Source organism: Bacteroidota bacterium, from assembly GCA_017303975.1.
GTDB lineage: Bacteria > Bacteroidota > Bacteroidia > JAFLBG01 > JAFLBG01 > JAFLBG01.
The window spans coordinates 26,946-52,151 of record JAFLBG010000016.1; the positions used below are offsets into that span (position 1 = coordinate 26,946).

At 35.4% G+C, this 25,206-nt stretch carries 21 protein-coding genes; 11 read left to right on the forward strand and 10 right to left on the reverse strand.

Going from position 1 to position 25,206, the window contains the following annotated elements; translation table 11 throughout:
- Window positions 1-29: 29 nt before the first annotated feature.
- Window positions 30-2,846: a DNA polymerase I gene (gene polA, locus J0M08_07280; protein ID MBN8702850.1), complete on the reverse strand. Its 2,817-nt coding sequence runs from the start codon at window positions 2,844-2,846 to the stop codon at window positions 30-32.
- 153 nt (window positions 2,847-2,999) lie between these two features.
- Here polA and J0M08_07285 point away from each other — a divergent pair, with 153 nt between their 5' ends.
- From J0M08_07285 to J0M08_07295, 3 genes are all read left to right on the forward strand, one after another.
- On the forward strand, window positions 3,000-3,686 hold the full coding sequence (locus J0M08_07285) for an ABC transporter ATP-binding protein (GenBank protein ID MBN8702851.1): 687 nt from the start codon (window positions 3,000-3,002) through the stop codon (window positions 3,684-3,686).
- Between the two features lie 5 nt (window positions 3,687-3,691).
- Window positions 3,692-4,240 (forward strand): cob(I)yrinic acid a,c-diamide adenosyltransferase, encoded by a 549-nt coding sequence (locus J0M08_07290; protein ID MBN8702852.1) that lies wholly within the window; start codon window positions 3,692-3,694, stop codon window positions 4,238-4,240.
- 173 nt (window positions 4,241-4,413) lie between these two features.
- On the forward strand, window positions 4,414-4,635 hold the full coding sequence (locus tag J0M08_07295) for a DUF2795 domain-containing protein (GenBank protein MBN8702853.1): 222 nt from the start codon (window positions 4,414-4,416) through the stop codon (window positions 4,633-4,635).
- Between the two features lie 77 nt (window positions 4,636-4,712).
- Here J0M08_07295 and J0M08_07300 read toward each other — a convergent pair whose 3' ends face one another.
- The 7 genes from J0M08_07300 to J0M08_07330 form a co-directional block, all read right to left on the reverse strand.
- Window positions 4,713-5,168 carry a hypothetical protein gene (locus tag J0M08_07300; GenBank protein ID MBN8702854.1) on the reverse strand — a complete coding sequence of 152 codons (456 nt, stop codon included), beginning with the start codon at window positions 5,166-5,168 and terminating at the stop codon, window positions 4,713-4,715.
- Window positions 5,169-5,235: 67 nt separating this feature from the next.
- A complete protein-coding gene (locus tag J0M08_07305; protein ID MBN8702855.1) occupies window positions 5,236-7,518 on the reverse strand; it encodes a patatin-like phospholipase family protein in 2,283 nt (760 codons plus the stop codon).
- A 44-nt stretch (window positions 7,519-7,562) separates the two neighbouring features.
- The gene (locus tag J0M08_07310) at window positions 7,563-8,363 is read right to left on the reverse strand and encodes an ABC transporter substrate-binding protein (GenBank protein MBN8702856.1); all 801 of its coding nucleotides are present in this window, start codon (window positions 8,361-8,363) and stop codon (window positions 7,563-7,565) included.
- A gap of 45 nt (window positions 8,364-8,408) precedes the next feature.
- Window positions 8,409-9,770, reverse strand: coding sequence for a pyridoxal-phosphate dependent enzyme (locus tag J0M08_07315; GenBank protein ID MBN8702857.1), 1,362 nt, complete (start codon window positions 9,768-9,770; stop codon window positions 8,409-8,411).
- A gap of 201 nt (window positions 9,771-9,971) precedes the next feature.
- Window positions 9,972-10,418, reverse strand: a complete 447-nt coding sequence (locus tag J0M08_07320; protein ID MBN8702858.1) for a hypothetical protein — start codon at window positions 10,416-10,418, stop codon at window positions 9,972-9,974.
- A 24-nt stretch (window positions 10,419-10,442) separates the two neighbouring features.
- Window positions 10,443-11,219, reverse strand: coding sequence for an NAD(+) synthase (gene nadE / locus J0M08_07325; protein MBN8702859.1), 777 nt, complete (start codon window positions 11,217-11,219; stop codon window positions 10,443-10,445).
- A 63-nt stretch (window positions 11,220-11,282) separates the two neighbouring features.
- Window positions 11,283-12,071 (reverse strand): outer membrane beta-barrel protein, encoded by a 789-nt coding sequence (locus J0M08_07330; protein ID MBN8702860.1) that lies wholly within the window; start codon window positions 12,069-12,071, stop codon window positions 11,283-11,285.
- Window positions 12,072-12,089: 18 nt separating this feature from the next.
- On the opposite strand from J0M08_07330, the gene J0M08_07335 reads away from it, so the two are divergent.
- The 5 genes from J0M08_07335 to J0M08_07355 all read left to right on the forward strand — a co-directional run bounded on the left by J0M08_07335 (window position 12,090) and on the right by J0M08_07355 (window position 17,679).
- On the forward strand, window positions 12,090-13,178 hold the full coding sequence (locus tag J0M08_07335; protein MBN8702861.1) for a hypothetical protein: 1,089 nt from the start codon (window positions 12,090-12,092) through the stop codon (window positions 13,176-13,178).
- Between the two features lie 39 nt (window positions 13,179-13,217).
- Complete coding sequence (gene gldC, locus J0M08_07340) at window positions 13,218-13,550, forward strand: gliding motility protein GldC (protein MBN8702862.1); 333 nt, start codon at window positions 13,218-13,220, stop codon at window positions 13,548-13,550.
- A 128-nt stretch (window positions 13,551-13,678) separates the two neighbouring features.
- Entirely contained in the window at window positions 13,679-15,538 is a 1,860-nt protein-coding gene (locus tag J0M08_07345; protein ID MBN8702863.1) for a gliding motility-associated C-terminal domain-containing protein, read from the forward strand.
- A gap of 80 nt (window positions 15,539-15,618) precedes the next feature.
- Window positions 15,619-15,924 (forward strand): DUF5389 family protein, encoded by a 306-nt coding sequence (locus J0M08_07350; GenBank protein ID MBN8702864.1) that lies wholly within the window; start codon window positions 15,619-15,621, stop codon window positions 15,922-15,924.
- A gap of 90 nt (window positions 15,925-16,014) precedes the next feature.
- Window positions 16,015-17,679 (forward strand): SBBP repeat-containing protein, encoded by a 1,665-nt coding sequence (locus J0M08_07355; protein MBN8702865.1) that lies wholly within the window; start codon window positions 16,015-16,017, stop codon window positions 17,677-17,679.
- A gap of 59 nt (window positions 17,680-17,738) precedes the next feature.
- Here the strand turns inward: J0M08_07355 and J0M08_07360 are convergent, their stop codons facing one another.
- Complete coding sequence (locus J0M08_07360) at window positions 17,739-19,634, reverse strand: T9SS type A sorting domain-containing protein (GenBank protein MBN8702866.1); 1,896 nt, start codon at window positions 19,632-19,634, stop codon at window positions 17,739-17,741.
- A gap of 59 nt (window positions 19,635-19,693) precedes the next feature.
- Here J0M08_07360 and J0M08_07365 point away from each other — a divergent pair, with 59 nt between their 5' ends.
- Both J0M08_07365 and J0M08_07370 read left to right on the forward strand, forming a co-directional pair.
- Window positions 19,694-20,209, forward strand: a complete 516-nt coding sequence (locus J0M08_07365; protein MBN8702867.1) for a heavy-metal-associated domain-containing protein — start codon at window positions 19,694-19,696, stop codon at window positions 20,207-20,209.
- A 2-nt stretch (window positions 20,210-20,211) separates the two neighbouring features.
- On the forward strand, window positions 20,212-21,201 hold the full coding sequence (locus J0M08_07370; GenBank protein ID MBN8702868.1) for a hypothetical protein: 990 nt from the start codon (window positions 20,212-20,214) through the stop codon (window positions 21,199-21,201).
- Between the two features lie 16 nt (window positions 21,202-21,217).
- Here the strand turns inward: J0M08_07370 and J0M08_07375 are convergent, their stop codons facing one another.
- Window positions 21,218-23,713, reverse strand: a complete 2,496-nt coding sequence (locus J0M08_07375) for a T9SS type A sorting domain-containing protein (protein MBN8702869.1) — start codon at window positions 23,711-23,713, stop codon at window positions 21,218-21,220.
- A gap of 176 nt (window positions 23,714-23,889) precedes the next feature.
- Between J0M08_07375 and J0M08_07380 the strand changes: the two genes are divergently transcribed.
- A complete protein-coding gene (locus J0M08_07380; protein MBN8702870.1) occupies window positions 23,890-25,167 on the forward strand; it encodes a methionine adenosyltransferase in 1,278 nt (425 codons plus the stop codon).
- Window positions 25,168-25,206 lie beyond the last annotated feature (39 nt).

Here is a 25,206-nt window from a genome sequence, read left to right on the forward strand (position 1 = left end):
TCAAAAGTTACAGCTGTTATGTTTTTATTTTAGTGCGCTTTCAGCCAGTTTTCGCCAACTCCAATTTCTACTTCTATTGGAATTTTCATTTTTATTGCAGCACTCATTTTTTCTTTTATGATTGGCTTTATAGTCTCCAACTCTTCTTTGTGTACATCAAAAACTAACTCATCGTGTACCTGTAAAATCATTTTTGATTTAAAATCATTTTTTATGAATTCATTATGAATATTAATCATCGCAATTTTTATCATGTCGGCTGCAGAGCCTTGTATTGGCGCGTTAATTGCGTTACGTTCTGCAAAACCACGCACAACCGCATTTTTTGAATTAATATCACGTAAATATCTTTTTCTGCCCATTATGGTTTGTACATAGCCTTTTTCCCTTGCAACAGCAATGCTTGTATCCATATACTCTTTTACTCCCGGGTATTTAATAAAATATTGTTCTATAATGGACGCTGCTTCTTTTCTTGGTATGTTTAATCTTTCCGATAAGCCAAATGCTGATATGCCGTAGATAATGCCGAAATTAACCATCTTCGCATTTCTTCTCATGTCGGAAGTTACTTCTTCCAGCGGCACGTTATACACTTTAGCAGCGGTGGCTGCATGTATATCTTTCCCGCTATTAAAGGCTTCTATCATTCCCTCATCGCCACTTAGTTCAGCAATAATACGCAACTCTATTTGTGAGTAATCTGCCGAAAGCAATAAGTAATCGCTATTTCTAGGGATAAATGTTTTTCTAATTTCTCGCCCTTTTTCTGTTTTAATTGGAATGTTTTGAAGATTTGGATTGTCAGAACTTAATCTACCGGTAACTGCTACAACCTGATTAAAGGAAGTGTGTATGCGTCCTGTATTAGGATGTATAAGTTCAGGTAATGTATCTACATATGTGTTTTTTAATTTCTGAAGTTCTCTATAGTCTAAAATTTTTTCTACAATAGCATGTTTGCCAACTAATTTTATCAAAACATCTTCCGAAGTAGCATACTGCCCGGTTTTGGTTTTTTGGGGCTTCTCTACAATTTTAAGGACTTCAAATAAAATATCGCCAACTTGTTTGGGGGATGATACATTGAATGAAGTGCCTGCTAATTGCTGAATTTCGGCATCTATTTTGGCAATTTCAATTCCTAATTCTTTTGAATATTCGTGTAGCGCATTTATGTCAATCTTTATCCCCTCTCTCTCCATGGCAGATAGAACCGGAATTAATGGGATTTCTATTTTCTCAAACAAATCGGTAATATTGGCTTGAGCTAACATGGGCTCAAATTTATTTTTTAATTGAAACGTAATGTCCGCATCTTCTGCAGCGTATTCTGCTATTTGTTTTATGGGTACACTGCGCATACTTAATTGGTCTTTTCCTTTTTTGCCAATTAACGTGTCGATTTTTACTGTCGAATAATTTAAGTATGTTTCTGCCAACACGTCCATTCCGTGGCGCATATCAGGCTGTATTAAAAAATGTGCTACCATGGTGTCAAATATTTTCCCTTTAATTTCTACACCGTAGTTTCTTAAAACACTTAAATCGTATTTAATATTTTGAGCAACTTTTATGCTGTTTTCATTTGAAAAAGCCGGTTTGAAAAAATCTACAATTTGTTGCGCTTGTTCTTTGTTTGCAGGTATTGGAATATAATAGGCTTCGAACTCTTTAAAACAAAAAGACATTCCAACTAATTCCGCATCCTTTACATCTAGCGATGTTGTTTCGGTGTCGAAACAAAAAGAAGGTTGTTGTTGAAGTTGATTTGCTAATTCTGCATACTTCTCAGTTGTGTCAATAATTGTGTAGCTATGCGTAGTGTCTAAAATAGTTTTGTAATTTGTTTGCGCATCTTCCTCTAATTCGGCAGTCGTTACATTTTGGGTTACAACTGCATTGCCGAATAAGTCAACTTGGCCCTCGTTTTTAGTATCTGCACTAGTTGTATTAGTTGAGTCGGAAGTTATCTCTTCACCTAAAATAAGTTGAGCCAATCTTCTTAACTCCAATTCTGTAAATAATTCTTTTAATGCTTCTCTGTTGGGTTCGGTAAGTATTAATTTGTCTTCTTCTAAGTCAACCGGAACATCACAAATGATGGTTGCAAGTTTTTTTGATAGTAGTGCAAGATCTTTATTTAGCTCAACTTTTTCTTTTAGTTTTCCTTTTAATTTGTCTGTATTTACAAGCAAATTGTCTATAGTTCCAAAGTCTTTGATAAGCTGTATCGCTGTTTTTTCGCCAACTCCGGGTATGCCGGGAATATTATCAACACTATCGCCCATTAATCCTAAAATTTCAATTACTTGATCTACATGTTGAATATCCCATCGTTTACAAATTTCTGCCGGACCCAAAATTTCGGCTCCATTCCCCATTCTTGCAGGTTTATACATTAAAATATTTTCCGAAACAAGTTGTCCATAGTCTTTATCTGGCGTCATCATATAGGTTACAAACCCTTGCTGCTCGGCTTTTTTTGCAAGTGTGCCAATTACATCATCTGCTTCAAAACCATCTTTTGCAATTACCGGAATATTAAACCCTTCAATAAGTTTAATTATGTAGGGTATGGATTTAGATAAATCTTCCGGCATCTCTTCTCGGTGTGCTTTATAAGCTGCAAAGCTTGTGTGTCGTTCGGTTGGAGCCGATGTGTCAAAAACAACGGCTATATGTGTGGGCTTTTCTTTTTTTAATACATCTAGTAAAGTGTTTGTAAAACCTAAGATAGCAGATGTGTTTAGTCCTTTTGAATTAACTCTATGGTTGTTGCTAAAAGCGAAGTAGGCTCTGTAAATTAGGGCAAAAGCATCAAGTAAAAATAGTTTTTTATTCATGCTGCAATTTACATAAATACTAGTAGGTGACCTATATACTCACCTGGATAGATTAGTTAAATTAGCTAGATTTTATTCACAAATTTTAATATCTACATTTGGTAGAATACCCAATTTTATTTACGAAATTTGATTTCTAATAAAATGCAGCCAATAATTAAAATACATAATATTGCACGTACCTATAAGATAGGCACCGAGGTTATTCATGCACTGAAGTCTGTTAATTTGCAAATAAACAAAGGCGAGTATGTTGCATTAATGGGACCATCGGGTTCGGGTAAATCTACATTAATGAATATGCTTGGGTGTCTTGATACTCCTACTTTCGGGGAGTATATACTCAATAATATTTCGGTTGCACAAATGATAGATGATGAATTGGCCGAAGTGAGAAATAAACAAATTGGATTTGTTTTTCAAACATTTAATTTATTGCCAAGAGCTACAGCGCTTGAGAATGTTATGCTTCCGCTTGTGTATGCCGGACTTCCAAAGTCTGCGCGAGAAGTGAGGGCGAAAGAAGTATTATCGCAAGTAGGTTTAGCCAATAGAATGCATCATAAGCCCAATGAGTTGTCTGGAGGGCAACGCCAACGTGTTGCAATTGCCAGAGCATTGGTAAATAATCCGGCAATTATTTTGGCCGATGAACCAACCGGTAATTTAGATTCTAAAACTTCTGTAGAAATTATGGCATTGTTTGAAGCCATCCATGCACAAGGTAATACAGTAATATTGGTTACGCATGAAGAAGACATTGCAAAATATGCACATAGAATTGTTCGGTTGAAAGATGGAACAATTGAAAGTGATTCGGATAATAAAGAGAAAAAGTGATACGTATGAAAATTTATACCAAAACCGGAGATAAGGGTCAAACGTCATTGTTAGGAGGAACTCGTGTCCCCAAGCATCATATTCGTATTGAGGCGTACGGTACAGTTGATGAATTAAACTCATACATAGGTTTGTTGAGAGATCAGACGATCGGTAAAAGCTATGTAAACGTATTGGTAGAAATTCAAGACAGACTTTTTACTATCGGCTCCTTGTTGGCGTGTGATCCGGAGAAGAAAAACATAAAAATTCCTTCACTTATAGAAACAGATATTACCTATTTAGAAAAACATATTGATGAAATGGAGGTTTTGCTTCCACCAATGCGATCGTTTGTTTTGCCTGGAGGACATGCAACGGTATCTTTGTGTCATGTATCAAGATGTATTTGTAGGCGTGCCGAAAGAAATATTATTCATTTATCAGAGGTGAGTTCGGTGCCTGAAATTGTTATTCAATACATGAATAGGCTGTCTGATTATCTTTTTATGCTTTCTCGCAAATTAGCACAAGATTTGAATGCTATTGAAACTCCTTGGATACCAAGACTATAGCTTAATCTGAAAATGTTAATTACCTGTAAATAAGTTTATAGGCGAATTATTTTGTTAGTTTCAACAATTTTTCTTGATTTGCAGAATGTTTGGGTATGCCACTTTAGCTTTTTTACACTAAATCATGGTGTTGGTTAAATTGGTTTAATAAGTTTAATTAAAAAAAATATAACATGTATTGGACACTAGAATTAGCCTCTTATTTAGAAGATGCTCCTTGGCCTGCTACAAGAGATGAGTTGATTGATTTTGCAATTCGTTCGGGTGCTCCTATGGAGGTAATAGAAAATTTGCAAGAGATGGAAGACGAAGGCGAATCCTATGAATCTATTGAAGAAATTTGGCCTGACTATCCTACAAAAGAAGATTTCTTTTTCAATGAGGATGAGTATTAAATTATTTTTTAATCAAAAGAAAAAGCCCTTGCTAGTTTACTAGCAAGGGCTTTTTCTTTTAAATAAAATTTGAAGTTTTATTTGCCATTCATTTTTGCCAAACGAGCAGTAACTTTTACTGTTGTTTTTCTATATAGTCTTAATCCAATTGGACGTTCTTCTATTGTTTCAAATTGAGGATAAAATACCACATCGTATCCGGGATGTGCTTTCATCAATTCATACATTGCAAAGTTGGATGTTCTATCCATAGCAAAAGTGCCAATTACTGGTATACTGGCTAAAAACACCAATGGGTTTGCGATTGCGGTTGCCCCATCTTTAGAAACACTAGCTTCGCTTCTTTTAAATAAACGTTGAAAATCGATTCCGAAAATTTTAGTTGAGGTAGCCTCTGCTGTAAATTGCTCAGAAAGCGACAGGTCTTTCATTTCTAAATTTAAACGAGTGTTAGGCTCTCTCATTGTTTTAGAGGTAAACGTGCAGCTCGATAATAACGCAACTGCTGCGATGTAAATGAAAAACTTTTTCATAAATATTTTTAATTTTTGGTTAAGCCTAAAGATAGATAATAATTTTTTATTTTTTTAGAAAAAAAACTTAATCAATTGTTCGCTTATTGAAAATTAGATAGCCAAAATGAAGCAGGACATTAAAAGATTCTCTTCTTCTGTCGTAATAATTAACGCTGAGGCTAAGTGGTCCAAGCGCTGTATTGTATACCATTGCAGCCATTGCAATATAATGAACATCGCTAAAAGGTAAACCATATGTAGCTTTTAAATTAATATCTTTTTTTAATGCTTGGTGCGGCAGAAAAACATATCCCTCTAAGCGTAGTTCTACATTTTTTCTAAAACTGAGAATGTTTTTTACTCCACCTGCTAAATATTTGTGAGCTCTGTATCCTTCTAGGAAAAATGTTTTACTTTCGGGTGTAGGTTGAAATGCGGGTGCTGTGAGTATGCTAGCAGTGTAATTGTTAAATAGTGTTTGTGTAGAAAATACACCTTCAAAAAGAATTCCCATTTTTATTCTTTTTTTAGTCATATAATATTGATCTACGGAAAGCTTTGCTTGCACCCATTCGTGAATTTTTCTGAATTTTCGGTTGGTGCTAGAGGTGGAACCGGGTTCCGTGTACTCTTCACCCTGCATATATTTTATACTAAAATGTATTTTGCTACCACTATTTGCATATTGCTTTCTGTTCAATGTGTTAAAGTCATACGTTAAGTGAGAGTTAAAAAAGGTGAATGTAGTTTTGTCTGCGGTATCTGTAGAGCTAAATTTTTCTGTTTGATAGTAATTGTTTCTAATGTCTCCTAGTCCACTTCCCCCAGTAATAATTCCCGCATTGGCCAGTGGAATTCCTGCATTCATTTCTACAAACTCATCGTACTGAATTAGGTAGGCTGGCTTTACATCTTCAAAAATGGCATTGCTACTTTTAAAAAAATCCCATCGATTGTAGGTAATGTTTGGCTCTAGGTAAAAAGAAAACGGAAATTTAAATGAAACTTGAGTTTTTGCGTGAACAGAGGTGTATAGTTTTCCGAAGTATGCATTTGCAAAAAAAGTATATCCTAAATTTCTGAGATAATTATATTTAAGTGCCATATAGCCCGTACTAATTGGTCTGTTGGAAAAATTTCCTCCTAAGAATGCTGTTAGACTTTTGTCGGGTTTTATTTTTAAAGTTAGAATATAGGAAGAGTCTGAATCTTTTACAGCGTTAGGATAAATAGATTTTATGCGGTCATCAGCAGCCAATAAATAATATTTTTGTTTTAGCTTGTTTAATGGCAATGTGCCGTTTTTCATTTTTAGTGAATTTTGAATGTATTTGTTTTGTCTTCTAGTAATGTTTGTGGTTTCAAGTTTTGTAAATAAAAGAGGCTGTCTTTTTTGTTTGAATTCAGTTCTTTTTTTAGTTCTTTCTTCGCTTGATTCAAATTCTTTAATACACGATTTGATAGCCTTCATTTGTCTCATGGTCGCAACATACCCGCTATCAATAAGCCGTTGTGGGTTTTCGTAATCAAACAGCGATACATCTGCCCAAGGTTTAATAATAATTCCATTCTCACAATACGGTTCGTAATTGGTTTTAGTAACCATCATGCTTCGTACTTGCGAGTACACATCTTCTTCGTTGGGTGGAGGAGAGTTACCGGTAACATTGCTGCCTACAATAAAATCCGGGTAAAAATCATCGTACATAATGTTTGATGGGAAATTGTTGTATAACCCTCCATCAAATAATAGTTTGCCGTTTATTGTAATTGGCTTAATAAAAAATGGGTAGGACATAGAAGCTCTTATCGCTTCATTTAGATTCCCATTTCTAAAAACTAAAGACTGTTTTAGTTCTATATCAGATGCTACGCAGCGAAAAGGAATATACAAACTATCGAAGTTGTAATTAGAAGCTGCAGAGGCGGATGAAAAGAGCTCCATCATGGCTAAGTCAAGTGGTATGGGGGAAATTATATTGGTTGGGATTAATGGTGAAAAAATCGAATCAATTTTCAGTTTGAGTGAAATCCATGATGCATCTGCTTCTCGAGTATTAAAGTAACCCAAATATTTTTTGTCGATTTCTCCGCTAGCAATATTTGTAAACCTTTTGTTTTTGAAGAGAGTTTCAATTTCAGTAGGGGAGTACCCGATTGAATATAATCCACCAACAAAGGCTCCAATGGAAGTGCCTGTAATATAATCGATAGGAATGTCATTTTCTTCCAGTGCTTTTAAAACACCTATATGGGCAATTCCGCTAGCCCCACCACCACTCAATACTAAGCCAACCTTTTGCGCATGCAATGGAATGAGTACTGCACAAAAAAATAAACAGAAAAAATATTTTTTTAACGTGTTCAAAGTTTGTTTCTAGAAAGATGTAAATCTACTATATTTTATTCGATTTAAAATAGCAGATTTTCTAGGTAGTTTGGTGTGCGTTGTAGGCGAGAGCCATACCAAGAAAACAATTCGCCATCAACTAGTTTTATGGTTGCAGTAGGGCATATTTGCTGCAACTCGTGAAGGTGTTTTTCTTTAAACGGAAATGGCTCTGAGGAAAGGAATATGAAATCAGGATTGCTTGCTTTTAAATCTGCAGCTGTAATTTCTGGATACCTACTCACTGAATGAGCAACGATGTTTTTTAGTAATAAGCAACTTTCTAAAATGTAATTTATAAATGTGTTTGATCCTGCACACATATATGGATTTGACCATATTAAATAGGCAACAGTTTTGTTTTTTAGTTGATGTTGTACATCGCTTTTGGGTTGAAGTAGAGAGGCGAAACTATTTTTTATATTGTCGACTAATTCGCGGGCTTTTTGCTCCTTTCCTACTATAATTCCAAGCTGTATGATTAATTGATATGCATCGTCAAGTGTAACAACATCGCTAATCCAAACAGGAAATTTAGTTGCTAATAATTCAATTTGAGCTTTGTCGTTTTCTTCTTTGTTGGCTATAATTAAATCGGGATTAAGACTAATTATTTTTTCTATATCTAGCTTTTTTGTACCTCCAATTTTCTGTTTCGATTTTGTTTTTTCTTTTGGGTGTATACAAAATTTAGTGATGCCAATTATTTCTTCGTCCAAGCCCAGGTCAAATAATAACTCAGTTTGAGAAGGAACTACCGAGATAATGCGTTTGGGTGAATAAGCTAACTGAACAGTATTTCCCAGTTGGTCAATCACTTTCATTTGAGATAAGTTTAGTTTGGTACCTCGAATGCAGTGATTAGTAAACTATGCAATAGCATCAATCAAATCATGTTTTGTAATAATATGATTTTTGCCATCCAAGTCTTTTACTAGAATAGCGCTGTTTTCTTTTGTGAATTTTTTAGCAATATCTTCGAGCGAGGTGTTTGCATCTACAAAAGGAAATGCCTTGCTCATAATACTTTCAACCGGTTTGTTTTTTAAATCAGGGTTCTCTAAAACTTTCGGAAATATTTCGCTATCCACAATGGAGCCAATTATTTCGTTTCCCTTAACAACTGGTATTTGAGAGATATTGAATTTTGTAATTTTGGTAATTGCTTCCATTACCGTTTGTGTGTTGTCAATCGTAACCAAATCTAAGTGTTTATGTTTCTCAATTAAATTGATTGCCTTTGGTTTTTCATGCACAATAAAACCTCTATCTCTCATCCAATCATCATTAAACATTTTGCCTAAATAACGAGTTCCGTGGTCGTGAAAAATTACAACTACCAAATCGTCTTTTTTTAATTTGTCTTTCATCTGGATAAGCCCTGCAACTGCTGACCCAGCGGAGTTTCCTGCAAATATTCCTTCTTGCTTTACTACTTCTCGGGTGTAAATAGCAGCATCTTTATCTGTTACTTTTTCAAAATGATCAATAATGCTAAAGTCAACATTTTTAGGTAAAAAATCTTCTCCTATACCTTCTGTGATGTAGGGGTATATTTCATTTTTATCGAAGACCCCAGTTTCTTTGTATTTCTTAAATACAGAGCCATAGGTATCTATTCCCCAAATTTTAATATTCGGATTTTTTTCTTTCAAAAAACGACCTGTTCCGCAAATGGTTCCACCTGTACCTACACCTACAACTAGATGAGTTATTTTTCCTTTTGTTTGTTCCCAAATTTCTGGTCCAGTGCTTTCGTAATGTGCGAGTGAGTTGGATAAATTATCGTATTGATTTGGTTTCCATGAGTTAGGAACTTCCTTTTCTAAACGAGACGAAACTGAGTAGTAAGAGCGAGGATCTTCCGGCTCTACATTAGTAGGGCACACAATTACTTCTGCCCCAAAGGCACGCAAAGCATCAACTTTTTCTTTAGATTGTTTATCGGTAGTTGTAAAAATACATTTGTATCCCTTTATAATGGCTGCAATTGCAAGTCCCATGCCTGTATTGCCGGATGTGCCTTCAATAATGGTATAGCCGGGTTTTATCAAACCCTTTTTTTCGGCATCTTCTATCATTTTAAGTGCCATGCGATCTTTAATAGAATTGCCAGGATTAAAGGTTTCTACTTTAGCGTAAACTGTTGCCGGAATATCTTTTACTATTTTATTTAATCGTACTAGTGGAGTATTGCCAATAGTTTCTAGGATGTTGTTGCAAACTTTCATGGTTGTAATTTTTAGTAAATGTAATACTTATGAGGGTAAAGAAAAAGTGAAATTTTATAAATAATTGTTTTAAAAGATGCAATTAACTAGAATGTATTTCTAAGCATTTGTTCCCACATATATATTTATTGTAGGAGACGCACAGAAGCCCATTTTATTATACTTACGAAAGAAATTATTAGTAAGAAATCAAGTTAAATTTTATTTCACTTTCGTATATAAATACTCTTCTTTTTTAGTTTCTCCTTTTACTTTTCCTTCTATCCATGCTATCATGTTTTTGTGGCCTTTGTTTTCGTAAACTACTTTGTTAGGAAAGTCGTGTTCTTTGTTTTCAAAAATCAGTGTATTCGTGTCATTCTCTATTAACGTGAATAGCGTAGGAGCTGAATGGTTGATGCTTGCAATAAAAACCCAATGGTTGTCAATTTTTTCGATACGCAATGTTTCTGAGAAAACAGTATCCGTATTGTTTAGAATAAATGCCTTTCCGTAATAAGTGTTTTCTTTTTTTAGCCATATTTCTGTAAATGGGCTTCCGTCCATTGTGCTGTGCCAGGTTCCTATAAGCCAGTCGAAACGATTCCCGTATTGTGAAAACAATAATGTAGAAAATAAAAATAGAGATAATGTACTAGTTGTTTTCATGTTTTTATTGTTACTGTGTGTCTCTTAAAAAAAACTTTTTGGAATCATACAAACCGGAATTGGATTCATTTTGTGTTGATTAATTTTGTTTAGTCTCGTGTATATTTCCAGTACTTTTTTTTGTCTATCGTTTAACTCCGTGTTTGTATTAGATTCAATATGTTTCATTGCCCATTCCAACTCATCGTATTTAGCGCCAATTTGATCTTCGTCTGTTCTACCGTCTGCCCATAATCCGTCTGTTGGAGCAGCTGTTATAATTGATTCTACAACACCTAATTCTTTGGCCAACGCACGCACTTCCGATTTCATTAAGTCGGCAATAGGACTTAAATCAACCCCTCCATCTCCATATTTTGTAAAAAAGCCTACGCCAAAATCTTCTACTTTATTTCCTGTGCCGGCAACCAATAATTTTTTATTGCATGCAAAGGCATATAGTGTGGTCATGCGCAATCGTGCACGTGTATTTGCCATGGTAAGCCAGTCTTGAATGTCTGCAGGGTAGGTATTTTCTAATTGCTCAAATGCAGCTGTTAAATCTACTTCTAAAGAAGTTACGTTCGGGTATTTTTTTAAAAGCCAATTAATATGTTCGGAACCTCTATCGTATTCTGCTTTGTGCTGCCTAATGGGCATGTTCAAGCAGAGTAGTTGCTTGCCGGTTTCTGCGCATAGTGTAGATGTTAGTGCAGAATCTATTCCTCCGGAAATGCCTATTACAAATCCATTTAAGCGAGTTTGTTCGCAATAAGAATTTAACCAATCTACAATGTGGCCAATAATTTTAGTTGTTTGCATAGGAGTTCAAAAAAAATCCCGACCACTTTTTATATGATCGGGATTTGAATTTATAATTTGTGATTAGAACAATACCCCAACTGTCAACAAAAATGCATCTCCCGGGGCCGGCTGAGAAAAACTAGTTTTTGTTTTCCCTTTCCTTAACTGATCGGAAGTGCTTTTAGGTGCAGATAAAAAACCTCTTCTGTAGTTTACGCCAACTACTAACGATGTTGTGCCTGCCAAATTATATTCTAGTCCGGCACCAACATTTAAGCAAATGCGCAATATATTCATGTCTTTTGTAATGTTAATGTTTTCGGTGTCATAATTAAATCCGGAAGGCACTTGTAAGTCGGTTTTTTTATCTGTTGCTTTTGCTTTTAGGCGAATTCCCAAATCTCCTCCAAACAAACCATAATAGGTAATTCCACCAATGTCACCTGTTTTCATTTTTAAGGTAATTGGAATATTTAAATACGAAACATTAAATTCTCTATTGTTTAAAAGGTAGATAGCATATTTTTTGCCTGCAGTATCTTCTTTTATGTCTAGGATATTATTATCAAGCGCGTAATAAACTGCAGAATCTTTGTAGTTTAATTTCCCTCCTTCATAATCAGCTCCTATGCCGGTTGCAAAAGAAATGTTTTTATTCAATCTGAACTCTGTCATCAAACCATATCCGAATTTTGCTTTTACTCCATCGCTCTCAATTACTTTGGTGCCGTCTGGTCTAAACCACGCAAGCATTGGTGTAACCTTTAGACCAAAGCGAAAATTTTTCATATTATTTTCCTTTTCTTGAGCAAAACAAGTTTGTACAAGTAGGATTGCTGTAAAAAGTGTTAAAAGTTTAGTTAATTTCATGTGTAGATATTTTTAAGTATGAACAATATTACTATAATTTCTCAAATTAAGTTAAAAAGCAATTTAAAAACTTACATACTTGTTTTGTGTGTTGGTTTATTTTTTGGAGCGTGTAATTCTGTTGAGCAAAATAGTAAAACTCCCGAATTGCAGAAAGTAGATATCCCTGCTGCAGATTCAATAAAGGTATCTGTAATGCGGTTGGACAGAGATTTGTTTTCTCTTAATCCGGACAGTGTAAAAAGTGCTACGCCTGGAATGGTTTTAAAATATGGTAATTTTTACAAGCATTATGTAAAAGGTTTTTTGAATAATGGTGGATTGTATGATTCCTCTTATGCCTACAGCATAAAGCAGTTTATTACTAATAACGACATGAAGGATGTTTACAACGAGTGTCAAAAACAGTATTCTGATGTAAGCTTCCTCGAAAATCAATTAGCGGAAACATTTACACGATACCGGTATTTTTTTCCAAACAAACACTTGCCTAAAGTTGCGACATTACTTACAGGATTTAATTACTCCATACTGTATTCCGATTCTGTATTAGGTATAAGTCTCGAAATGTATTTAGGAATGAAAAACAAATTTTACGAATATATTCCTCCCGATGTGTTGCCGGGCTATAAGCGACTAAACATGAATAAAGAAAATATATTGCCTGATTGTATTAAAGGTTGGCTTACATTAGAGTTTCCTGCAAATACCGATAAATCGGACTTCTTAAGTACAATTATAAATAACGGAAAAACATTGTATTTAGTGGATGCACTTTTGCCGAATGTACCCGACACGTTAAAAATTAGTTATACCGGCAAGCAGCTAGATTGGTGCGAAAAAAACGAGTTTAACATGTGGGCATTTTTTATAGAAAAGAAAGTGCTTTTTACAACCGATTATAATGAGATATTGCGATATACCGGAGATGGCCCGTTTACAGCGGCATTCAATAAAGAATCCCCCTCACGAGTTGGCACATGGATAGGGTGGCAAATAGTACGAAAGTATATGCAGAATAATCCTACAATTACATTGCAGCAGTTGATAGATGAAAAGGATGCGCAAAAAATTCTGAGCAAATCAAAGTATAAGCCTATTAAATAAAAATCTTAATTTAATAGATGAAAAATTAAATTAATGTATATGAAAACATCCGAAATAAAATTTACCGTTACCATGGACGAAAATAAACTTCCCATTGGTATTAAATGGGAGTCCTCCGATAGCACTGAAAAGGGAGATTGTAAGTCTGTAATGATTAGTTTGTGGGATAAAAACGAAGAAAACACACTAAGAATAGATCTGTGGACCAAAGATTTTTTGGTTGATGAAATGAAACAATTTTTCCATCAGAATTTGCTATCCATGGCAGCTACATTTGAGCGGGCAACCGGAGAAGATAAAATAATGAACGATTTACGTGATTATGCCGCTCACTTTGCCGAGAAAATGAAATTGTCGGTAGATAAGAAATAGCCGTATTTATCTTTTGGGTACAAACAAATAGATTATAAAAAGGTTAAATAGGCCTCAACCTAAGATTTTATAGCTCAACTTGATTGTAGCGAAAAAAAATTGTATATTCAGTAAAGAATAACCCCATTATGAATACAACTCTACGTGTTTTATTGTTAGTAAGTTTGCCTTTTTTCAAACTGTTTGCACAACCAACTTTTTATATTAATGATACCGAGGTATCTGTAACCACAGGAGGTTTGATACATGTAAATGGAGATTTGCACCATGTAGGGCAAACCTTTGCCAGTTTAACAAATAATGGAACAATTACACTTAAGAACAGTACAAATCCGGGGTCAATTTATTTGTTGTCTAATGGAGGTTCTTTTACTCAAGGTAATGGACTTTATCAGGTAGAGCAAGATTGGGTTAATGACGCGGGTATAACACAATTTATAGCGGGTACAAGCACAGTTGAGTTTTATTCTAGCACGGCAGAACAATTTATCAGAGGTTCTCAGCGTACTGAGTTTAATAATGTAGTATTAACGGGTACAGGAACCGGAGCTGCAAGAAGAAAAACAATTTTATTAGATACAATTTGGACTTCTACCACAGGGGTTCTTACGCTTAACGATAGAGAATTAGCAACAGACTCATTTGTTTTTAAGGTTAAGAATCCATCTCCTGCTGCTGTAACAAATAGTACAACTTATTTAAGCGAAGGGTTTGTTAGTAGTATAAAAGCCTCCTCCGGTATGGAAGGCAGTTTAATGCGATTAACAAATTCTACTTCATCTTATTTATTTCCGGTAGGCTCTGCTGTTGGTACAACTCGATACAGACCTATAGAAATTACTCCTCAAAATGCGGTTAATGCAAATTATGCGGTTCGTTTTGTAAACAAAGATGCCACTGTGGATGGATATAATCGAACGGCTATAGATACTACTATTTGCAGCGTATTGCCGGATTATTACCATGTGATAAATAATTTAGATTTGACAACGAATCTTACAACTAACACTCCTCCTGCATCCGTAAAGGTATATTACGATGCGGCTACAGATGGTGGTGTTTGGGACGGAATTGGAAATTGGAATGCTCCGTTGGCGGCTAATTGGAATAATATGGGAGCAGTAACTGCATCCGCTGCAACACCTTACAACTCATTGGAAAAAAATTCTTGGAGCACTTTCAATAATCCACAATACGCACTTATTCGTTATGTGCCTGAACGCCCTGTTATTACTTGTATAGATAGTATTTGCCCTTGGAATACAAACAATCAATTTACAGCTTCCGCTACCGGACCAACTTTTACATGGACATCTGCCTTAGGAACTACCATTACTAATGGACAAGGCACTAGCAATATGGCTGTGGATTGGAATGATACTGCAGGTTTTGTTACCGTGTTTCAAACAGTTGCAAACGGATGTACTTCTAAAGTTTCTATGTGTAAGGTAAATATTGCTACACTTCCTATTGCAGCTTATGACACGCTTGTAAAAGGTTTGTTTGGCAATAACTATTCTTTTGTAGATAGCAGCAAAAGAGGTGCCACTTTCTTTTGGGATTTAGGGGATGGTGTTACAACGCAAGAACAAAATCCAAAACATTTGTATGAGGCAGCTGGAACATATACCGTAATGCAAGTTGTTACCAATTTGAAAGGCTGTAAAGATACCGCATACAAAGTTATTGAAGTGGGAGAAGGGTTGATTATACCTAACGTGTTTACGCCTAATAAAGATGGTACAAACGATGAATTTTATATTCCGAACAGCGGTGTAAAAACTTTTTACATAGAAATATACGACAGATGGGGTTTAAAAGTGTTTGAGTCCAGCTCTGATGAGATTAGATGGGATGGACGGTCCATTGCAGGTGTTATGTGTTCTGATGGAACTTATTACTATAACTTAAAAGCAGAATTGCATTCGGGTAAAGAGTTTGATGTGCAAGGCTTTTTAAGCTTATTGGCAGGTAGAAGTAAAAATTAAGTGCGTATTTAGATTGTAAAAAGCATCCTTAAATTAATCAATTTAAGGATGCTTTTTTAATTTATAGTTATGAAAAGCAAATGGACATAAATAAAGCAAATAACAACAAGCCGTTTTGGTTTGTGTTTTTACTAGTTGCCAATATTTTGCCAATTTTTTTGTGGCCATTAATTTTTTTTAGTTCTATATTTTTGTTTGATGCTCCCGGCTCACATACATCAACTTGGATTGTATTTATTTTAATGAATAGTTATCCATTGGTGTTAATTGGTAATTGTATTTTTAGCTATAAAACATATACTAAGAATCCTAGGCGCTCAATGCTTTTATTATCAGGCTCTTTAGGGGTAATCCTTTTTTTGACTTTGTATATAATATTCATGTAAAAGTCATAATCTTTTCTTTTTAATGGAGGCATGTCTATTTTCTTAGTTAAAAAAAGAAAAATATATTTGTAGAAAACCAATTTAAGTTATATGAAAAAAATTTACTTATCTCTTTTCGGATTATTTGCGTTGAGTATTAATGCTCAGGTATGGAATTGGGCTGCTCGGTTAAATGATAATACCGCAACGCCTGTATGGGCTTTCGATGTTGCTATTGATAATAGTGGCAATATATTTACTACCAATAATTTTTATGGTAATAATTCCATTTGCGCTTCCACTTTTACTTGTAGTGGAAATAAAGATATTTTTCTTTCAAAATACAGCAGCTCTGGTTCCTGCCTTTGGACTGTGCAAGCAGGTACTGCTAACACAGCCTCTAGCTTAGATGATCAAACAACAGGTATAGGTGTTGATAATAGCGGTAATGTTTATATAGCAGGAATAATAAAAGGAGTTGCTACTTTTGGTGATAGTACAGTTTCGTCTGTGCCAACTACATCAGAGGATATTTTTTTAGCAAAGTATAATTCGAGCGGGGTATTGCAATGGGTGCGTTCTTTTGGTTCTTCCAATCCTGATTTGGTTAACGACTTGGTGGTAGATAGTAATGGAGATTGTTATTTAACGGGCAACATGGCAGGGATATTGGGTGCGACCAATTATTCTTTCGGTAGCTCAACATTTACGGGAACAGGCTTTTTAGCAAAATTTGACTCCAATGGAAATAAACAATGGATTAAGAATGCCGCATATCAAGGTAATACACTGGCAATTGACAATTCGAGCAATGTATATATTGCAGGTAACAGTACAACCTTTTCGATGGGAAGTTTGGATAAAATTGATACAATTATAGTTCCTACATTGGGTACCGCATTAATGAATGATATTTATATAGCGAAATTTAATTCTTCTGGTAGTGCTTTGTGGGCTGAGGTGATGGGAGGTACTGCTACGGATAATCCCATTTCAATTGATGTGGATGCCACAGGTAATATAGCTTTAACCGGCACATTTACCGGTAGTGCTATGTTTGGTGTTAATACATTTTCTTCTTCTGTTGCAGCAACTAATGCATTTGTTGCCAAACTTAGCACTAATGGATCTGTTTTGTGGGCTACACAAGTAATTACCGCTATTGGAGCAACAATTGACGAAGTATTATTTGATGGCTCTGGTAATATTTTATTTACAGGCGGAATGAATTCCGGGTCAAATATAGGAGGTTCATATCCGTCTCCTAATGGTTCAATAAGCCCTTTGTATCTTGCAAAGTTTGATGGCTCAGGAAGCTTAACTGCCTATGAACATAATGTAGGTTTTTGTTATGGAAGAGCATTGGCAAAAAATGGAAGCAATTTCGTTTTAAGTGGTAGTTTAAATGGTTCGAATTGCACTTTTGGTTCTTCAACTATTAGCACATCAGGTTTTAATACCACATGTTTTCTTGCGAGCTTTAATCCATCAAATATGACTTTATCGCCTTCTGCAATCAGTGCAAATGATAAGCCAATTGAATTGATTTTAGCGCCAAATCCAACAAATGGAATGATGAGTTTGCAATTTGCAACGTCTTATTCAGAAGGAAGAAGTATTTCAGTTTATAATCTAGTTGGAGAGAAATTGATAGATAATATTTCTTTTGATGCACATGTATCGCTTGATTTGTCAAGTCTTTCAAGTAGTATTTATTTATTAAATATTCAGGAGGGTGATAAATCTGTTTCTAAACGGGTGGTAGTTCAACACTAGAAAATAGCAAATAGCAAATAGAAAACGGGGTGTTATTATTTAACACCCCGTTTTTTTATTTAATACTTTATAATTTTTTTTATTGCATGGTTTGTTGCAGTTAGCACCCTTAAATAATACGAGCCCTTGTCTATATTGTCAATAGGTATAATTACCGTGTTGTTTACACCTGGGAAAGCGCTTCTAAATACCTTTTGTCCTAAAATATTGATTAATTCAATTTGATCAATGGGTTTATAAAAATTTACTAGTTCAATTGTAATTTCATTTTTTGCAGGATTAGGATAAACTAGTATTCTGTTGTCGTCATTGTTTAATTCACTAATTCGCTGCACTTTATTGTTTGCGGATAGTATCCATAAATCAGGATCAAAAATTATTTCTTTAGGAATGAAAGATAGTGGTACTTCAAATTTTTGTCCGGAGTACGTATTGTTAAGTATAAGCAGTGTGTCTTTGCCTGCAACTCCTTTAATGTAGATAGGTACAGGCATTTCAAAAAAAGAAATGGATGTATGTGAAGTTGTTTGGTTAATAAGCAGCGTAAGTGTTTCATCTGCAAAACCCCAGCTAACAGTATAGCTTGGGTGCCCTTCTTGGTAATACCATTGATTAAAAAATGTTTGCAAGTTTTTTCCGCTTGTTTCTTCGAAATGCGCTATCAATTGTGAGGTTTTGGCGTATTTATATTTTAATAAAGTATCAGTAAGATAATTTTTTAGCGATTTAAAAAAAATAGAATCTCCTAACACCCACCTTGTCATGTGTAACAAATACGCCCCCTTAGAATAGCTCATTCTGCCACTAAATATTCTGTTTATATCAGTAGTGTCGTTGCACATTACACTTCCATCCGGCAAAGAAATTATGGAATTGATTTTGTTTTTTTTCCAAAGCATCCAATTTTGTTTGTAAATGTATTGTTGTGTAAGCCCTTCCAAGTAGGTTGCAAATCCTTCGTTTAGCCAGATGTCTTCCCAGCTAGCGCAAGTAATCATATCTCCAAACCATTGATGAGCCAGTTCGTGCGCTAATAAAGATTTGTTAAAGCTTGAAACAAAGCTCATTGTTTGGTGTTCAATTCCTCCTCCCCAGTTAAATTGAGCATGTCCATATTTTTCTTTGCCAAATGGATAGGGAATTAGTAAGCTGTCAAAAAGATGCAGGTGTTTTACAATTTCAGCTGTTTCTTGTTGCGCAGTAGTAATGTTTTCGGGATATACGTAATTCCAAATTTTTAGCGTGTCGGAATTTTTGATATAGTAGTTGTAGTAAATAGTGTAGTTGGTTATTGATATTCCCACTAAATAAGGCTCTATAGGGTAGTTGGTTTTCCAGTGTGATGTTGTTTGGTTTCCGATTGTAGTTTCTGCTACCAGTAATCCGTTAGAAGCAGCACGATAATAAGATGGTGTTGTAATTACAATATCCATCGAATCAATTTTGTCTGATAAGCTAATTTTACATGGCCACCAATCTTTTGCGCCAAAAGGTTCAGAGAGCGTCCATAAAATATTTGTACCATTATGTTGCGATCTATTAAATGAACCAAACCCTGTTTTTGCAGGTGCTCCGGAATAGTAAATTTTTATCGAATCAAGTGTGCCCGTTGTAATTTTATTTCCAATAGGGATACTAATTGTATTGTTTGCCCGAATATAGTTGGTTGATACATGATGGTAGATAATACTATCAATTGACAGCGAGTCCGAAAAGTCAAAAACCAATGTATCTAAATTCTGTAAGGCTATAATATAATGCGATGCATAGCCGTTTATGTAATTAGTGTCGGGGTTTAGCCAAAGATTAAGTTTTGTATATACTACATCGTATTTGCTTGTTTGTGTAGTAGAATTACTCTGTTGAATAGCGTTTAATGCACGTTTTGTGTAACCACACTGATTTGTGTCATTGGATAGTTGTGTTGCATTTAGCACTTTTACAGCTAATAGCAAGAAAGTAATAGCTGATACTAATAGGCTTTTAGGGCTAATTTGCGTAAATTGAGGTGCGTATGAAGAAGATTGGATTTTATTTTTTATTTGTAGTATATGTGTTTGTAAATTCACTGTATGCTCAAATTGTATCTGTAAATATAGGTATAAATGGACTTACTTGTTCAGCCTGTTCCTATGGAACAGAGCGGTCTATACGCAAATTAGATTTTGTAAAAGATTTGCAAATGGATTTGAATTCCAAAACAGCTCAAATACAATTGGTGCCCGATGTTGTTGTAGATTTTCACGCATTGGCTCAAAAGGTTGTAGATGCAGGGTTTTCGGTGCGACATGTAAAAGCAAAAATTAATTTTAACGAAGGAAAGTTTATAGATGATTTTATCTATAATTCCAACAATCTTACCATCTTGTTTGTTGATGTTTCAAAGGATAAATTATCGGGAGAGAGAGAAATTGTTTTTTTGGACAAAGATTTTACGAGTGCCAAGGAGTATAAAAAATGGAAAGTTAAAGTAACTGAATTAAGAAACAAGGGTAAAGCCTTGGAGAATATTTATATAGCTACATTTTGAGAATGAAACGTATAAATAAATTTATGGGATACTTCTGCAGAATTATATTTCTGTTTTTTGCCCTTTTAACTAACCATGCATTTTCTCAAGAGTTGTATCCGTTGTCAGAGCCTGCTAGCAATGTTCCTAAAGGAGTTTTGGGAGTACGTCTGTTTGCCGAAAATTATAAGCAGGCTGGTCAGCCAAGAAATATGGGTGGTTTGCGACTTATGTATGGCATAACACCTAAACTTACTCTTTTGGTAAATGCAACAGCCTCCAATCATCATGATAAACAACTTCCGAGAGATTTAATTACACATACACACATAGGCAACCAAACTATTTTTTATACCAATAAAATAAATTTGGGCAAGTCTTATCCATATAGATTTGGAGGCTTTCATTTTTATAGTAAATACAGATATTTAACAATAGATGGCGATGGCACGCATTTTAGAGCTGCTGTGTATGGAGAGTACTCATTAGTGAAAACTGCGCACGATGAGGCTGAAACTGATTTGATGGAGGATAATGGTGGTTATGGTGGAGGTTTTTTATTTACGTTGCTGCATAAAAAACTAGCTGTATCATTAACTACCGGAGCTGCTTTCCCAAAGAAATATCAAGAAGATGCGTATCCTACTTCGTATAGCCCAGCTGTTAAAACAGAACTTATTTATGGCAGAACACTTATTTATAACCTATCATTTGGGTACTTAATTTTTCCTAAAAAGTACAGCGATTATAATGAAACCAACTACAATGTCTATGTAGAGTTTCAAGGTAGATCTTACGAACAACTTATAATTATTCAAGACAGAGAAATGGCTAAAATTTCAAATCCCGGAATGCTTGCCAATAACTATGTAGATGTGCATCTAGGCATTCAAAAAATTATTAAATCAAATATGCGTATTGATTTTACCGTTGGCCTTCCCCTATACAAACAATCGTTTGTGCAGTCTTACCCGGTGTTTCACTTGGCAATTCAACGCTACTTTTATTTGTAAAAAATAGTAGCAAGGTTTATCGGATTATATTTTCTCGTTTTATACCATACGGAGTTTTTACTTCTGCAACATAAGCCCCCTTTGCTAATCCCGTAAAATCCATGTTGAAATAATTGATTCCTGGCTTCGTGTCGGTTTTTATTGATTTTATAGTTTGCCCCATGCTGTTATATAAAGTAATTGTTGCTGTTGTTTCTTTAGATGTATAGTAGTTGCCATTTAGCATATTTCCGGAAACAGGATTCGGATATACTTGCAGATTGTTGATTGCGCTTGTTTGCTCCATTATTCCATTGGGTGGTTGGTAATTATGTAAGCTTGTTTCCCACAATCCTCTGCCAAATGTAGCAGCCCTTAGCTTCCCTAGGCCATATTGAATTTCCATTTCGTTTACAATTACATTCGGAAGTCCTGTGTTATAGGGCATCCAGCTAGACATCGTGTTGTCTTTGTAATATACGCCTAGGTCAGTTCCTGCATAAAGCACATCGTTTGCACCATTTTGGTGTAGAATACAATTTACAGGAATGTTCGGAATGCCTGTGGAGATACTTGTCCATGTAGCTCCTCCGGCACTTGAATAATATGCCTTTTTTGATGCATTAAATCCACCAAACGAAATCCAAACATGATTTGGGTTTACATCACTTATTGTAATACCGGTAATGTTTACTCCCGAAGTTGGTAAGTTTCCTGTTACATCTGTCCACGAGCTGCCGTAATTAATGGTTTTGTAAATGCGCTTATCTGTAAATGTGTAAATAATATTGGTGTCTTGCGGAGAAATAACTAGGTGTGTAAGTTCGTTCCCTGTTGGCACGCTAATCCAATTCCAACTTTGACCATAGTCTGTTGAGTAACCCAAATCATCTGTAAGGGTATATATTGTTGAGGTTTTTTGTGGATTAGTTACAATAGTTGTAACCCAAGGGCAAGTAGTGCATCCTTGATTGTACGATATGTCATTTCCCCAAGAGTCGTACATGCCGCTATTTTGGTAAGAAACATAATATATTGAAGTGTCGTTGGGGTCAAAAGCGCAATCCATGCCATCTCCTAATGGGATATGGCTCCAAGAGCCATTACGGTAAAGATACGTGCCATTATCTTGTGCCCCACAAAGCATATAATCTACATTTCCTTGTGTGCCACCTAACCGATACATTTGTGTAATAGCAAGCCCGTTACTTAAGTCAAGCCAAGTAGCACCTCCATCGGCACTTTTGTAAACACCTCCATCTGTACAAGCAAATAAAACATTGCTATTCCATGGAGCAAATTTTATATCATGATAATCTACGTGTATATAATCATTGTTAGAGCCGTCATTCGCAAGCGTAATCCATGAATTGGCCCCATTGGTAGATTTTTGCATTTCATAATCTCCTACAAATACTACATTTTTATTTGTAGGAGATGCCTCTAAAACGGTTGTATATACATCAAAGTAAATAGTAGCATTGGATAAAGAACTGTAACTGCTTCCTGCATTGGTCGATTTAAAAACCTCTCCATTTACATCTCCGCAAAGTGCATACACAATAGTTGAATCTGCAGCGGTAGTAGCCAAAGAAAGTCTTGAGCCTCCACAAGCGTTGGCTGCAACCTTTGTCCATGTATTTCCGGTGTCTGTTGATAAATAAATGTCGTGTTGTCCGGAGGCATACATTCTAGCCGGATTGGTAACATTAAATTCGATATCATAAAATAGTCCGCCCGATTTAGATACCCAAGTAGCCCCGGCATTTACGGTTTTCATTAATCCATTGGTAGTTGCAGCAAATAAAGTTGAAGTGTCTGTGGGATGCATTAACAACCTATGTATCTGTCGTAGGTTGTTAAAAGAATAAGATAAGCCTGACGTATTCCAGGTATTACCACCATCGGTAGATTTTAATATACCCGAACTATATGTTCCGCCCCAAAAGCCACTGGATGATCCTACATATCCATATTTGTCGCCTGTTGCAACGTACATCGTGTTTGGATTTTGGGGGTTTATTGCCATGTCCGAAATACCCAAATTGGGCAGTAAATCGGTATTACAGCTCCAAGTTTGCCCGCCATTTGTGGTTTGCCACAAGCCTCCATCAGGTGTGCCTACCCAAAATGTATTTGAATCGGATGGGTGAAAGAAAATGCCATTCACGCGTCCAATTCCAGGGTAATTCGAAAAATTAAACAACTCAACATTTGAAGGACCTAGTGATGACCAGTTGCCTGTAGCACTGTTCTTATTTACGGAAAGTTTGTTTTTTTTGTATTCTGAAAATAGAATAGAAGGGTCATAAAATCCGGCATCTTCAGCAATTCTACCTTTTTGGAACGACTCCCAACGCTTAAATCTTTTTACAGAGTGGTTTACTCTGCGCTTATGCACGCCATCTTTTTTTTGCTGTTCTATGTTTTTGTAAAAATCTTCTTTGGAAGCAGAAAGGGAGGAGGTGGTGTTTTGTGAAAAGGCAACTACAAAAGCCAGCATAAAGCCGAGGCTAACAAAATGTTTAATCATAAAAAGGCTGTTTTAGTATAAAAAATAGCTTCCGTTAAAATAAAGGGGGATCACTTAATTTACGAAAAAAATGGCAAAAAAGCGAATAAATGTCTTTAATTGTTTGATTTTACGATCCGAAAAATCGTTTTTTAGCACAAAAGTTGTATTTTTGTCCCTTAATCAAACAAACTACTATGTCATACTTATTTACTTCAGAGTCGGTATCAGAAGGGCACCCGGATAAAGTTGCCGATCAAATTTCAGATGCAATTATTGATGCGTTTTTAACGCACGATTCGAATGCGAAAGTAGCATGCGAAACTTTTGTTACAACCGGATTGGTAGTTATTGGCGGAGAAATAAAATGTAATGAAACAGCTAAAGCTAAAGTAGATGTTCAAAAAATTGCGCGCGATGTAATTGCTAAAATTGGCTATACAAAATCTGAATACCAATTTGATGCAGTTTCTTGTGGTGTTATAAATGTGTTGCATGAGCAATCTTCTGATATTAATCAAGGTGTTGAGCGTTCAAAGGATGAAGAGCAAGGGGCTGGAGATCAAGGCATGATGTTTGGTTATGCATGTCGTGAAACAGACAACTACATGCCATTGCCATTGGAGTTGTCTCACTTATTATTAAAAGAATTAGCTGCAATAAGAAGAGAAGGAAAAAAAATGAAGTATTTGCGCCCAGATGCAAAATCGCAAGTAACAATTCAATATTCTGATAAAGGTAAACCTGAAAAGATTGAAACTATTGTCCTTTCTACTCAGCATGACGACTTTGATTCGGAAGCTAACATGCAAGCAAAAATTAAGGACGATGTTATAAATATTTTAATTCCTCGTATTAAAAAATTAGTACCGGGCAGAGTTAGAAAATTATTTGGCGAAGAAATAAAATACCATGTAAATCCAACAGGTAAGTTTGTGATTGGTGGGCCTCATGGCGATACCGGATTGACAGGTCGTAAGATTATTGTAGATACGTATGGTGGTCGTGGTGCACATGGAGGAGGAGCTTTCTCTGGAAAAGATTCATCTAAAGTAGATAGATCTGCTGCGTATGCAACTAGACACATCGCAAAGAATTTAGTGGCTGCAGGCGTTGCTGACGAAGTATTGGTGCAAGTAGCATACGCAATTGGCGTTGCACAACCGGTAGGTTTGTATGTAAATACCTACGATACATGTAAAGTAAGAAATGCAGAAGGTAAAAAATTAACTGATGGAGAAATTGCTGCACGTGTAGCAAAATTAGTAGATATGCGTCCGAGTGCTATTGTAAAAAGATTTGGTTTGAAAAATCCAATTTACGCAAACACCGCAGCATATGGTCATATGGGCCGTACTCCTGAAACTATACAAGTAAACGGTAAAAACTACGATACATTTGGTTGGGAAAAATTAGACTTAGTAGATTCTTTCAAAAAAGAATTTGCTGTGGTAGAGAAGGAAGTAATGGCGTAAAATAATAAATTTAATAAAAAACAAAGAGGGCTGCATATT